The following is a 13,454-nucleotide window of genomic DNA, read 5'->3' on the forward strand; positions in this document are numbered from 1 at the left end:
CGCCCCCGTCAGTCGCCGTCCGGTCCGCCGAGCGTCGTCAGGATGCGTCGCCGCACGTCCACGGCCCGCTTCGAGCCCGGTGCCGCGCGCGCCAGCAGGCCGACGAGGTTGAAGAGGTCGAACACCTCTGCCTGTCGCCTCCAGTCCTCGGGCAGGTGTCCCCCGTGCGCCCGGTAGCTGGTGGCGAAGGCCTCCACGAAGGGCTCGGGCGGCGCCCAGCGCAGCAGTTGGCCCACGTCCAGGAGCGCGGGCCCGGCGTAGGCGAACTCCCAGTCGAGGATCAGGGGAAGGCCCGCCTCCGTGTCATGGAGGTTGCAGGCCTTGAAGTCGCCATGCAGCAACACGGCGCCACCGGCCCACGCACGCAGCGACTCCGCATGCCGCTCGATGAAGCCGGAGAGCGGCGTGTACAGCTCCGAGCGGAGCGTGGGCTCCAGCGCGTCGAGCTGCGAGCGCAGGTGGTCATGGAACGCGGCGAACACGTCATGGAACGGCGTCACCACGTCCAGCGTGGGCCCCAGGAGTCCGGCCTCGGAGAACCTGCGTGCATGCACTTCCGCGAGCGCGAACCCCAGCGCCTCGCCATGCGCGGTAGAGCCCTGCAAGGGGGCATGGGGGACATACTCCAGCAGGAGGAAGTCCTCGCCCGAGGCGAGCACCGCCGGTACGCGGAAGGACTTCCACCCCAGGCCCAGCAGCGCCTGCTCCTTGCGGAGCGTCCCCGTGTCCCGCCGGTAGACGCGCAGCACGCGCCCGGTGCCGATGCGCATGTTGACGTTGGCGTGGCCGCCGCTCAGCAGCTCGCACGGCTCGTCGGTGGGACCGATGCGCTGGAGAATCTCCTCGTGGCCGAGCGCGCGAAGCTCCGCCTTCCGCTCCCAGTCACGCTCGGGATTGGGCAACGGCTCCGGCGCACTCACGGAGAGAAGCGGGCGTTGTCACGCACCCACGCCAGGTAGGGGCCGTGGCCGTCGGTGATGTCGAGGCGGAGCACCTCGGGTACTTCATAGGGATGCAGTGCGACGACGCGGGCGCGGAGCGCCTCGAAGAGGACGTCCTTCGTCTTGAGGATGAGCAGCACCTCCTGCTCGTCGTGGACCTTGCCCTCCCACCGGTAGATGGAGCGCAGGCCGGGGACGATGTTGCCGCACGCGGCGAGCTGCTCCTCCACCAGCGTGCGCGCCAGCTCGGCGGCCTTGTCGGTGGAGGGCGCGGTGACGAGGACGAGGATGACGTCGGTCATGAGCGCCCGGGCCTCAACGCCCCGCGCTGCGCATCCCGCCCGGCGTGTGGTGCAGGGGCGAGTCCATCTCCTGGCGCGTGCGGCGCCGGTCCGGCGTGTCGCGGGGCAGCTCCACGAAGGTGCACATCTCGCAGAGGCGGCTGTAGATGCGCTCACCCACGCGCTCGCGCAAGAGCTCCGCCTCACGTGCGGCGTTGCGCGAGTCCTCCGTCGTCCGGTAGCCCGTGGGCGCCGGGGCGCGCACGGCCTTCTTCTCCGGCTCCAGCGAGTAGTTCGTCGCGAACAGCGTGGTGCGGCCCGCGTTGTAGCGGCGGGCAATCAGCTCATCGAGCGTCTCCATCTCGAACGGGCTGCCGCGTCCCTTGCCCAGCTCGTCGATGGCCAGCACCTCCACGTCCGACAGCGGGCCGATGATTTCGCCGCCGCTCTTGCCGTCCTGGAAGCCCCGCCGGATGGTGGCGTACAGCAGGGAAATCTCCACGTAGCGGGCCCGGACGCCGACCTCCAGCACCAGGTGCGCGAGCGTGGCCGCCATCAGGTGCGTCTTCCCCGTGCCCACCGGGCCGCTGAGGATGAAGCCCTTCGCCGGGCCGCCCTTCGCATCCGTGCCGCCCTTCACGTAGTTGTGGCCGAAGTGCATGGCCACGCCGCGGCCCCGGTCCTGTGCCTCGTTGAAGGCCCGGTAGTTGTCGAAGCTCGCATGCGACACGACGCCGGGCAGCCCCACGTCGTTGAAGAGGGACACGCGCCGCCGCCGCCGCGTGCACACGCACGGCTCCATCACCTCGTAGAGCCGGGGGCCCATCTTCTGGCTGAACACGCCCTCGCGCTCCACCAGCACATGCCCGCGCCCGCCGCACACGGAGCAGCTCTCCGAGCACGCGCACACCCGCGCCATGGCCACATCCCCACGCCGCTCGAGCACGTAGGTCCGCCCACCGCACACCCCACACGCCTCGCCCGTCGCCTTCGCACCCATGTCGCGCATTGCCATAACAGAGCCTCCCCGCGCCCGTCAGCCAACTGAACAGGCGTCCAGTCGGGCATTCCCCTCACACTTCCTTCACGCCCAACCGCCGCCGCACCGCCACCAGCACCCGGAAGCGCCGTGACACCCGCCGCGCCCGCGCCGACATCACCTGCTGCTCCGCTCCCGCCTCCGTGACTTCGCGCCACAGCGCGCGCCGCTCGGAGAAGGGCAGGGCCCTGAGCAGCACGAGGAAGGCCAGCGTCTCCTGCGCATCCATGGCCGCGGGCTCCGTGGGCACGTGCGACAGCACCGTCACCATCACCCGCCGCACGCGGGGCGCCAGCGCCTCTTCCCGCCCCGCCAGGTCGTCCAGCGCCGCGCACAGGCGCGCGTGTCGGGTCTCCTCCCACGTGCGGGCCTTCTTGCGCCGCGCCTGGGGCTCCTCCGCGCCCGCGCCCGCCGCCAGCGCGCGGTACTTTTTGATCTCCGCGTCCACCTGCCGCCGGCATGAGCGCAGCGAGCGCAGCACCGGCTCTCCGGGCCGCGCGTCCCACAGCGCCTTCTCCGCCGAGCGGGCAATGCCTCGCGCCACCACTTCGAAGGGAACGCCTTCCCGGGCCCAGGTCGTCAAAAGCTCCGTGTCCAGCGCGGACAGCATCAACCCCGCGCCGCGCACCGCGAGGAAGTAGTCCTGCACCAGCTCCTCGAAGCTGGCGCTCTCGGGGAGCAGACTCATGATCCGACACGTACTCCAGGACAGGGCAGCCGAGCAGCCGGCCGACTGCTCCCCCATACCCGCTGGGTCCGACAAGGCAACTCCCGCGTCGCCTTTTTCACAGCGCTTCTGGAAGATTTCCGGCGTGCTTTCCACACGGCAAGCAGCCGGCCAGTCAGGGTTGACCCGCTGCGGCCAAACCGCGCATAGTGAGCCTCCCCGAATGGAAATTCCCGAAGATTCCCGGATACTTGCCGAGCAGGCAAGCTACCGGGGACGCCGGTCCCCCTCCCCTAGGAAGACCATGCGCCGTTCGCTACTCGTCTGCCTCGTGCTCCTGGCCACGGCATCCGCCGCCCAGGAAAAGAAAGCCACGCGCGATGCCGATCTCGGCCGGAAGTCCGCCACCGCGGTGGACAAGTCCCTGGCCGGTGACATCACCCGTGAAAAGAAGAAGGAAGAGGTCGCACCCGCGCTCCAGTACGACCAGTTCCGGCTGGGCGTGGAGCTGCAGGTGGCCTCCAAGCGCCGCGAGCAGATCCAGTCGCTGAAGAAGATCATCTCCCTGTCGCCCGACCAGAAGGAGGTCCCCAGCCTCCTGTTCCGCCTGGGCGAGTTCTACTGGGAGGAGTCGAAGTTCTACTTCTTCGAGGCCAACCGGAAGGACGACGAGCTCATCAAGGCGATGAACCGCAACGACGCCATGGGCCAGCAGCGCGCCAAGGCGGAGAAGGCGGAGCTCACCGCGAAGCAGAAGGAGTACGGCAAGCTCGCCGTCGAGCAGTACACGAAGATCGTCCAGGAGCACCCGAAGTTCGAGCGCACCGACGAGGTGCTCTTCTTCCTCGGCCAGTACCTCATGGAGGAAGGGCAGGAGCGCAAGGCGCTCGTGGCCTTCAAGCGGCTGGTGGAGAAGTACCCCCAGTCCAAGTACATCCCCGACGCGTACCTGGCGTTCGGCGAGTACTACTTCAACAACTCCAAGGGAAAGCGCCCGGAGCTGGAGAAGGCGCTCGTGGCCTACAAGAAGGCCGCCGAGTTCCCCGAGAGCCAGGTGTACGCCTTCGCCCTCTACAAGCAGGGCTGGTGTCACTACAACATGGGCGACTACGAGGGCGCCAAGGACAAGTTCAAGACGGTGGTGCTCTACGGCGAGCTGGCCGGCGCCAGCGCGGTGGAGAAGGACGGCGGCAAGAGCGGCAAGAGCTCGCTGGTGCGGGAGGCGCGCACCGACTACGTGCGCGCGTACGCGAACCAGGGTGACGTGGCCCAGGCCCGCGCGGAATTCGGCAAGGTGGCCACCAATCCGGAAGACCGCTTCACGATGCTGAAGCAGCTCGCCAACCTCTATTACGGCGACGGCAAGGACCGCGAGGCGGCGATCACCTTCAACGGCCTCATCAAGGAGAAGCCGCTGTCGCCCGAGGCGCCCGGCTTCCAGGGGAAGATCGTCGACTGCGTCCTTCGCATGGGCAACAAGGAGCGCACCGTGGCCCAGGTGCGCCGGCTCGTGAAGATCATGAAGGAGGTCGAGTCCTCCGGCGTCATCAAGGACGACAAGGACAAGAAGCTGCTGGCGGAGGCGAAGGAGCTGTCCGAGCGCACGCTGTCCAACCTCGCCGTCACCTGGCACAACGAGGGCAAGAAGACGCGCAACGAGGAGACGTTCAAGTACGCGGACGCCGTGTACAGCGACTACCTCACGCTCTTCCCGGAGAACCCCAAGGCGTATGACCTGCGCTTCTTCTGGGCGGAGCTCCTCAACGACAACCTGCAGAACTACGACAAGGCCGCCGCCAACTACACGCTCGTCGTCCTCCAGGACGCGAAGGTGCTGGAGGCCAAGGACGACAAGGGCAAGGCGAAGCCGGGCAAGCCGGGCAAGTGGCTGCAGAACGCCGCCTACAACGCGGTGCTCGCCTACGACGAGGTCGTGAAGGCCGGCGAGGCGCGCGGCGAGGACAAGAGCGTGGCGGGCTCGGACATCACCAAGAAGGCCACCATCCCCCCGCTGAAGAAGGCGCTGCTCGACGCGTGCGAGCGCTACCTCAAGTACGTGCCCAAGGGCGACAAGCGGGTGGAGATCGCCTTCAAGGCGGCCAACCTCTACTACCGCCACAACCACTTCGACGAGGCGGTGCTGCGCTTCAGCGAGATTGCCCTCGGCTACCCCGAGTACAAGTTCGAGAACGGCGAGCGCGCGGCGGAGATTGCCGCCAACCTCATCCTGGACTCGTACAACCTGCTGCAGGACTTCTCGAAGGTGAACGAGTGGGCGCGGCGCTTCTACGCCAACGACAAGCTGGCGGTGGGCAAGTTCCGCGACGACCTGGCCAAGCTCATCGAGCAGTCGTCCTTCAAGCTCGTCAGCCAGCTGGAGGAGAAGAAGGAGTTCCAGAAGGCGGCCGAGGCGTACCTCGCCTTCGTGAAGGACTTCCCGCAGACGGAGATCGCCGACCTGGCGCTCTACAACGCGTCTGTCGACTACTACAAGGCCAAGCAGCTGGATAAGACCATCGAGGTCCGCAAGGCCCTGTTCTCGAAGTACCCGCGGTCCAAGTACGTGCCGGACTCCATCTACGCCAACGCGGAGGCGATGGAGGCCATCGGCGACTTCGAGGACGCGGCGGCCACCTACGAGGCCTACGTGCGCGGCTACGAGCGCAGCGTGGCGGAGAAGGGCGCCGGCAAGTCCCGTGGCAAGAAGGGCGGGGACGACAAGCCCGCCGTCCCGCAGAAGTGGGAGGAGTCCAAGGCGCAGGTGGCGCTCTACAACGCGTCCACCTACCGCGCCGGGCTGGGCCAGACGAAGGCGGCGCTGAAGAACCGCGAGCACTACCTGGAGCTGTGGCCCAAGGCGAAGGACGCGGATGAAATCCGCCTGTCCATCATCGAGCTGACGGGCAAGGCCGGCGGTGGCATGCGCGCCATCAAGATGTTGGAGGAGTACGAGCGCGACAACATGCGCTCGGCCAGCAAGTTCCTCACGGCCGAGGGGCGCATCATCGACCTCTACAGGAAGATGGGGAAGTCGCGGGACGTGTCGCGCATGTACAAGCGCGTCTTCGACCACTTCGACCAGCTGCCCCGCCGCGTGCAGACGACGCTGGAGAAGCCGGCGCTGGCCACCTCCGCGCAGGCGCAGTTCCTCTCGGTGGACCTGGACTGGCAGGAGTACAAGCGGCTGAAGCTGTACTGGGGCGCGCCGCCGTCGCCGGACCGCTTCCGGGCCAGCATCCAGGACAAGAGCAAGGCGCTGCAGGTGGTGGAGAAGAAGTACGTGCAGACGGTGGCCCTGGGCGCGCCCGAGTCCGCCATCTGCGCGCTCAACCGCATCGGCCTCGCGTATGACCACTTCGCCGACCGCGTCATCAACGCGCCCATGCCGCGCGGGCTGGACGAGGAGGCGCAGCAGGCCTTGCGCGACGAGTTCGCCAACCAGGCCCAGCCGCTGAAGGACAAGGCCACCGAGGCCTTCGCCGCCACGGTGAGCAAGAGCCGCGAGCTGGACGTGTACAACGACTGCGCCGCGGAGAGCCTGAAGATGCTGCGCACCACCTACGCGCCGGACCGCTTCCCGGACATGCCGGAGGAGAAGGTTGCGCTCAAGGGCCGCGAGCAGATCATCGGCGGCGACCTCTTGGCCGCCATCCAGGACGTGCCCCCGCCGGCCCCCAAGGCCACCGCGGAGGCTCAGAAGGCGAAGGCGGCGGAGCTGAACGAGGACCTCACGGACCTCACCCAGCAGCTGCGTTCGCAGACCGAGACCCAGGTGGACTCCAAGCCCGCCGCCTCCAAGGACGGGGCCGCGCCCACGAAGCAGGGCACGGCTGACGAGGAGCCGGAGGACTTCCTCTAATGAACCGGACGATGACTCACACCATGCGCCTGTTCCCCCTTCTGGTCGCCACGTCGCTCGTGGCCGCCGGCTGCACGGCCTCCAAGGCCACCGGCCCCACCACGCCGGTGAAGTCCCCCACCACGGCGCAGACGCCCGGCAAGGAGCCGGCGCCCCCGCCCATCTCCAACACGGCCAAGGCCCGCTTCGAGGACGCGGTGAAGGCGTTCGACGCGCAGAAGAAGGCGAAGGCCTTCGACTACCCGACGCTGGAGCGCAAGTTCAAGCTGGCGCTGGAGTCCGACGCGAACTTCGCCGAGGCCCACTACAACCTCGGCGTCATCGCCGAGCGTCAGGGCAAGAATGACGAGGCCCGCGCGCAGTACAAGCAGGCCCTCGCCAAGAAGCCCTCGCTGCGCCAGGCCGCGGAGAACCTGGCCATCATGGAGCAGAACGGCGGCAACGTGGCCGGCGCGGTGGCCCTCTACCAGGAGGTGCTGCAGCGCTACCCGGATGACGCCCAGTCCCGCGCCCGCCTGGCGGAGATCTACCGGCAGCAGGGAGACCACGACAAGGCGATGGAGCTGTCCCGCGGCGCACTGATGCGTGATCCGCAGTCCACCACCGCGCTGAAGGTGATGATCCGCAGCTACCTGGACCGCAAGCAGCTGGCCATGGCGAAGCTGGTGGCGCTGCGCGGCGTGAAGCTGGACGCGGCGGACCCGGAGCTGCACCACGCCGTGGGCCTCATCCTCCTCAAGGAGGGGGACAAGGACGAGGCGCGGCTGTCCTTCAAGAAGGCGCTGGAGGTGCGTGACGACTACGTGCCCTCGCACGTGGCCATGGCGCAGCTGTCCCTGGAGTCGGAGGACTACACCGGCGCCGAGGAGCACCTGCGCCGCATCCTCCAGGCGGACGGGAAGAACGCCACCGCGCACCTCAACCTGGGCGTCGCCTACAAGGGCCAGGGCCAGTTCGACAAGGCCATGCAGGAGTACGACGAGGCGGAGAAGCTGGACCCCGAGCTCGCCGCCGTGAGCCTCAACCGCGCCGTCATCCTCCACAAGGTGAAGGATGCGCCCGAGCGCGCCGTGGAGCTGTACAAGAAGTACATCGCCATGGCCGGCGGCGACGTGGCCCTGTCCGCCGAGTCGCCCGTCTTCGGGCTGCTGCGCGAGGCGGAGGCCATCGTCAACGCCAAGCGCGAGGCGAAGCACGCCGAGGACCAGGCGAAGCAGATGGAGGAGCTGCAGAAGAAGCAGCAGGCCCAGATGCAGGCCGCGGACAAGCAGGCCGCCCCGGTCCCGCAGCCCGCGGGCACCGTGACGCCCGCCTCCGCCACCGGCACCGCCCCCCAGGCCACGCCCGCCGGCGGCGCCGTCACCCCGGCCCCCGCGCCCGCTCCCGAGGCGGCCCCGGCGGGTGGGGCGACTGAAAAGAAGAATGCAGGCACGGCGGATCCTTCGGAGCCCGAAGACGACCTGCTGTGAAACGTGCGACGTCCCCGGGTGCCTTCGCTGTGGCGGGGCCTCGGGGGAAGATGCGAACCTTGGGCGTCCCCTTTAAAGGGGGACGCGCGGTAGGACGGGCCCGGCAACGGCCCTCGTGGGAGGCAGTGATGCGGAAGGCTCTGATGCTGTGCGCGGTCCTCGCTGTGGCTCCGGCCTTTGCCCAGGACGAGGGCAACAAGTCCCAGGGCGGTGGGAGCGGAGAGGGCAATGTGCGCTACTCCAAGACCACCAACATCGACTTCGAGGACGACACCATCGAAGGCGACCTCACGAAGCCCGATGGCGAGTACATCGAGGCGCGCGACAAGGTGAAGCACTCGAACCTCATCCGCATCCGCGAGGACTTCGAGGACAAGGTGATGCAGTCCGTGGGGGAGCTGTAGGCGGCGTCAGCGCTCCGGCGGGAACCCGGCGGAGCGAGCGTTGTCTGTAGCCATTACCCACCCTACGTAGGAGCCCTCATGGCCGTTCCTCTGACACTCAAGGTCTTCAAGGGCGACTCGCTGGTCGCCTCCAAGGACTACGAGCGCGACATCATCAAGATTGGCCGTCTCTCTTCCGCGCACCTGTGCCTGGAGGACGAGAAGGTCAGCCGAATCCACTCCGTCATCGAGGTCGCCACCGACGGCGCCATGTCCATCATCGACATGGGCAGCGTCGAGGGCACGTACGTCAACGGGAAGCGCGTCAACAAGGGGCAGCTGACCTTCGGCGACGAGATCCGCGTGGGTGGCACCACCATCCGCCTGGAGAACCCGGCCGCGGTGGCCGCCGTCAACCTGGCCGTGGCCGTCGCCGGCACGGACGAGACGACCGAGAAGAACCCCGTGCTGGGCGCCCAGACGCCGGCCGCGGGCCTGGCGCAGGCCGCGGGGGCCGTGGCTCCCGCCGCTGCCGCCACGGGCGCGCTGGACGCGTCGTTCGCCGCCACGCAGCAGAACGCGGTGGTGGCCGCCGCCGCTGAGCCGGCGCCCGTCGCCGCTCCTGCTGCTCCGGCAGTCGAGGCGGCGCCGCGCGTGCGCACCGTGCGCAAGTCGAAGTCCAACGGCCCCATGGGCGTGGGACTGCGCTTCGCGTGGGGTGACCAGCGCGTGGGCGAGTTCTTCATCCCTCCGGGGGCGAAGCGCGCGTTCACCGTGGGCAGCGCCGCGGACGTGGACTTCATCATGGGCGACGCGAAGCTGGGCGCCCCCAAGTTCGAGGTGCTGCGCGCCGACGGGCAGTCCTTCTCCGTGCGCTTCACGGGCAAGATGAAGGGCGAGCTGACCCGCAAGGGCGACACGAAGGACCTCAAGGAGGTCATCGAGTCCGGCAAGGCCTCGCACGAGGGTGACGCGTACACGGTGACGCTGGACGCGGAGGACTTCCTCTGGGTGGACCTGGGCGGTGTCACGCTCGAGGCCGCCTTCCAGCCGGTGCCCCGGCGCGTGGTGGCGCCGATCGGCGAGTCGCTGGACTACACGGCGCTCAACATCTTCCTGGTGATGTTCTTCGCGGCGACCGCGTTCGTCATCACCGCCATGAACCGCCCCGGCGACGACGACATGTACGCGGACGAGCTGTCCGCGGACAACGCCCGCATCGCCAAGCTCATCATCAAGCCCCCCGAGGCCCAGAAGAACAAGTTCCTCGAGCGCCTCAACCAGCAGAAGGAGGCGAAGAAGAGCGGCGAGATGGCCGCCAAGAGCCGCGGCGACGAAGGACAGATGGGCAAGAAGGACGCGGCCAAGACGAACAACCGCACCGCGCCCAAGGGCGACCCGAGCAAGAAGGACGAGGCGCGCGCGCTGACGGCCAAGATCTTCGGCTCCGGCAAGGGCGGCATCTCCACCGTGTTCGGGAAGAACGGCCTGGGCGGCGACCTGAAGAGCGCCATGGGCAACATGTTCGGCAACAAGACGGGTGACTCGGGCGGCTTCGGCGGCCTGGGCCTGCGCGGCTCCGGCGGTGGCGGCGGCGGCACGGGTGACTCCATCGGCATCGGTGGTATCGGCACCAAGGGCCGCGGCGGCGGCACCGGCACCTACGGCAACGGCGTGGGCGTGCTGGGCGGCAAGCAGAGCGTGGACGTGGGCATCACCTCGTCCGAGCCGGAGGTCATGGGCTCGCTGGACAAGGAGCTCATCCGCAAGGTCATCCAGATGAACCGCGGGCAGATCCGCTACTGCTACGAGAGCCTGCTCAACCGCTTCCCGAAGCTGGGCGGCAAGGTGTCCGTGAAGTTCGTCATCACCGCCACGGGCTCGGTGGCGTCGTCCTCGGTGGCTCAGTCCACAGCGGGCAACGCGGAGCTGGAGACGTGCGTGGCGGGCCGCGTGCGCACCTGGAAGTTCCCCGAGCCGAAGGGTGGCGGCGTGGTGGTCGTCACCTATCCGTTCATCTTCAAGCAGGCCGGCGAGTAACGCCGGGCTGTTTCCCTGCTGCGCGGGCGGACCTGGAGTCGGGCCGCCCGCGCTGTTTCCAAAGACTCCCGTCCCCCACGGGAGCCGCGCTAACGTCAGGACCGCATGAAAGCCCTCGCCCCCCTTGCCCTGTGCGCCTCGTTCGTCCTTCCCCTGGCCGCGAGCGCCCAGCAACCCACCCCCGCCAACGGGGACCGTCCCGCCGTCACCTTCGATGAAATCGAGCGGGGCCTGTACTTCGCGGTGATGGGGGGCCCGCTGTTCCTCACCAACCCGCCGGCCCCCGAGGGCACGCCGCGGCCGTTCTCCGCCGGCCCCATGGCGCAGGTGGAAGTCGGCGTGGACCTGGGCGAGCGGCTGTCCCTGGGTGTGTTCATCATGGGCTCCAGCATCCGGACGAGCGCCGAGTACGTCGGCAACTCGGGCGGCGCGGTGTCCGGCGACTTCTCGTCGATGGTTCCCGGCGTGGCCCTGCGCGCGCGCCTGGTAGGCCTGGCGGACAGCCAGGAAACGAAGCGCACGTGGTTCTACCTCCGCGCCGGCGGAGGCCTCGCGATGTTCTCGCCCAAGCGTCTCCTCCCTGATTCCGACATTCTTGTGTTTGCCGGGCCCGGAGTGGAGTACTACACAAGGCTGCGCCACTTTTCCGTGGGGCTCGAGGTAACGGGGAACTATCTCGTTAACGGAGGCTCCTTCGGGTTCGCGGTGGCGCCGAACATTCGCTACGCGTTCTAGCGGGAGAAAGACGTGCCTCAGGAGAATGGAAGCGGTGGGCCGCGCCCCGGTGGGCGTGGTCGTGACGGGGGTGCGCCGGGCCAGGGTCCGCGCCGTGATGGCCCGGGAGGCGGTGGTTTTGGCGGCGGCGGCTTTGGCGGCGGCCGTGGTGGCCCCGGCGGTCCTGGCGGTAGGGACGGAGGCCGCGGGCGCGGTGATGGCCGTGGTCGCAGAGACCGCGACGAGGGCCCTGTCGGTCCCGGCCAGCGCGTCATCGCCGAGCTGAGCACCCTGGAGAAGGCGCTCTCGAAGACGGACTTCACGGCGGAGAAGGGGCCGCTGCAGGCCATCGTCCGCTCGCTGCGGCCCATGCGCCTGAAGTCCCTGGATGACCTGGACCTCAACACGCGTGGCCGGCTCATCACCACGCTGCTGCGCGTGCAGCGCCAGCCGAAGCCGCCCGCGCCCGAGGCGGCGGCTGCTCCGGCGGAAGGTGCCGCACCGGCGGAGGCTCCGGCCGAAGCCGCGGCGCCCGTCGAGGCTGCTGCTCCCGCCGAGGGAGAGGCCGCTGCTCCGGCCGAGGGTGAAGGTGCCGCTCCCGTCGAGGGCGCGGCTCCCGCCGAGGCCGCCGCACCCGCGGCGCCCGCGGTGGACCCGGCGAAGGAGAAGTTCGACGCCTGGACGGACGTCATGTTCCTGGTGGGCCAGGCCTGGCGCGCTGCGGGTGACCGCGAGCGCGCCGAGACGGCCTTCACCGCCAGCGGCCGCCAGCCGGGCCCGGAGACCGAGGAGCCCGCTGCGGCGCCCCGGTCCGAGGAGCGTCCTCCCCGCGGCGACCGTCCCGAGCGGGGCGAGCGTCGTGATCGCGGCGAGCGCGGGGCCCGTCCCGAGCGGGGCGAGCGTCCCGAGCGCGGTGCGCGTCCGGAGCGTCCGCCCCGTGGCGAGCGTCCCGAGCGCGGCCCCCGTCCGGAGCGCCCGGAGCGTCCCGAGCGCGGCGAGCGTCCGCTGCCCGAGCTGACGGGCGACTGGCAGGAGCAGGTGAAGCAGCTGGAGGCCATGGGTCGCACGCGCGACGCGGGCCGCCTGCACGAGCGCAACAACTCGTTCGCCGAGGCCGCGCGCCTGTTCGAGCAGGGCGGGGACCTCAAGAGCGCCCTGCGCAACGCCCTCGCCGGTGGCAACAACGACATCGCGCGCAGGCTGGTGGGCACGCTGCCCCCGGACCAGCTCGCTCCCACGCTGGAGAAGGCCGGTGCCTACGAGCTCCTCATGGAGCACTACGTGGGCAAGGGCGACTTCGAGAACGTGGCCCGGCTGTACGAGCGCGCGCGCCAGTTCGACCAGGCGGCGCTCGCCTACGAGCGTGCCGGCAAGCTCACCCTGGCGCGCAAGTCGTACGAGCGCTCCCGGGACATGGCCAGCGCCAACCGCATCCGCGGGCTCGAGGTGAAGAGCCTGGTGGAGCGCGGTGACAGGCTCGGTGCCGCCACGCTGCTCGCGGCCGTCGGTCAGCGCCGCGAGGCCGTGGAGGTGCTCAGCCCGCTGCCTCCGCCCAAGGCCTTCCACTTCATGCAGCGCCTGAAGCTGGACGACGAGGCGAAGGAGCTGGCCCAGAAGGAGCTGGCCCGCGCCGAAGCAGAGCAGAAGCCCGCCGGCCGCGCCCGGTGGCTGGAGCTGCTCGGCGACACCGCCGCCGCCGCCGAGGCCTGGGAGGGCGCCGGCCGCAAGGACAAGGCGCTTCCGCTGCACGAGAAGCTCGGCAACCTCACGCGCGCCGCCGCGCTCGCGGAGGAGCTGCAGCAGCGCGACAAGGCCATCGCCCTCTACACGCAGATGGGCGACACCGCCGGTGTGGAGCGGGCCAAGGCCCTTCCGGAAGCGCCGGCCGTGGCTCCGACTCCCGCCTCTGACGCGGCGGACGGCGGAGAGGGCGGCGAGGGGGGCGAGACTCCTCCGGACGCTCCCTCGGCTGAGTAGCAAGAAAGCCAATAAATCCCGCCGTTTGGCGGGTTTTGCATGATTGCTCGGGGGCGCTTGTGACCGGTAGAGTTCCGGTCGCTG

10 protein-coding genes are annotated in these 13,454 nt (G+C 69.4%); 6 read left to right on the plus strand and 4 right to left on the minus strand.

All coding sequences use genetic code 11. From position 1 onward, the window contains the following. Window positions 1–8: 8 nt before the first annotated feature. From G4D86_RS35430 to G4D86_RS35445, 4 genes are read right to left on the minus strand one after another with little or no spacing between them, the layout of a single operon-like run. On the minus strand, window positions 9–902 hold the full coding sequence (locus tag G4D86_RS35430; RefSeq protein ID WP_163998536.1) for a phosphotransferase family protein: 894 nt from the start codon (window positions 900–902) through the stop codon (window positions 9–11). A 14-nt stretch (window positions 903–916) separates the two neighbouring features. Beyond that, on the minus strand, window positions 917–1,243 hold the full coding sequence (gene cutA, locus G4D86_RS35435) for a divalent-cation tolerance protein CutA (protein WP_163998537.1): 327 nt from the start codon (window positions 1,241–1,243) through the stop codon (window positions 917–919). Between the two features lie 13 nt (window positions 1,244–1,256). After that, the gene (locus G4D86_RS35440) at window positions 1,257–2,237 is read right to left on the minus strand and encodes an ATP-binding protein (protein WP_163998538.1); all 981 of its coding nucleotides are present in this window, start codon (window positions 2,235–2,237) and stop codon (window positions 1,257–1,259) included. Window positions 2,238–2,295: 58 nt separating this feature from the next. Then, window positions 2,296–2,949: a hypothetical protein gene (locus tag G4D86_RS35445; protein WP_205519983.1), complete on the minus strand. Its 654-nt coding sequence runs from the start codon at window positions 2,947–2,949 to the stop codon at window positions 2,296–2,298. Window positions 2,950–3,232: 283 nt separating this feature from the next. Between G4D86_RS35445 and G4D86_RS35450 the strand changes: the two genes are divergently transcribed. From G4D86_RS35450 to G4D86_RS35475, 6 genes are all read left to right on the plus strand, one after another. Beyond that, a complete protein-coding gene (locus tag G4D86_RS35450; protein WP_240360638.1) occupies window positions 3,233–6,787 on the plus strand; it encodes a tetratricopeptide repeat protein in 3,555 nt (1,184 codons plus the stop codon). Then, complete coding sequence (gene gltE, locus G4D86_RS35455; RefSeq protein WP_163998541.1) at window positions 6,787–8,256, plus strand: adventurous gliding motility TPR repeat lipoprotein GltE; 1,470 nt, start codon at window positions 6,787–6,789, stop codon at window positions 8,254–8,256. The genes G4D86_RS35450 and gltE overlap by 1 nt, the downstream gene beginning before the upstream one ends. Before the next feature lie 128 nt (window positions 8,257–8,384). Continuing rightward, window positions 8,385–8,660 carry an adventurous gliding motility protein CglF gene (gene cglF / locus G4D86_RS35460; RefSeq protein ID WP_163998542.1) on the plus strand — a complete coding sequence of 92 codons (276 nt, stop codon included), beginning with the start codon at window positions 8,385–8,387 and terminating at the stop codon, window positions 8,658–8,660. A gap of 78 nt (window positions 8,661–8,738) precedes the next feature. Continuing rightward, entirely contained in the window at window positions 8,739–10,679 is a 1,941-nt protein-coding gene (gene gltG, locus G4D86_RS35465) for an adventurous gliding motility protein GltG (RefSeq protein WP_163998543.1), read from the plus strand. 105 nt (window positions 10,680–10,784) lie between these two features. Next, window positions 10,785–11,414: an adventurous gliding motility protein CglE gene (gene cglE / locus G4D86_RS35470; RefSeq protein ID WP_163998544.1), complete on the plus strand. Its 630-nt coding sequence runs from the start codon at window positions 10,785–10,787 to the stop codon at window positions 11,412–11,414. Between the two features lie 12 nt (window positions 11,415–11,426). After that, a complete protein-coding gene (locus G4D86_RS35475; RefSeq protein ID WP_163998545.1) occupies window positions 11,427–13,370 on the plus strand; it encodes a DEAD/DEAH box helicase in 1,944 nt (647 codons plus the stop codon). The last annotated feature ends 84 nt before the right edge of the window (window positions 13,371–13,454 follow it).

The sequence above is a fragment of the Pyxidicoccus caerfyrddinensis genome (genome assembly GCF_010894405.1).
Taxonomy (GTDB): domain Bacteria; phylum Myxococcota; class Myxococcia; order Myxococcales; family Myxococcaceae; genus Myxococcus; species Myxococcus caerfyrddinensis.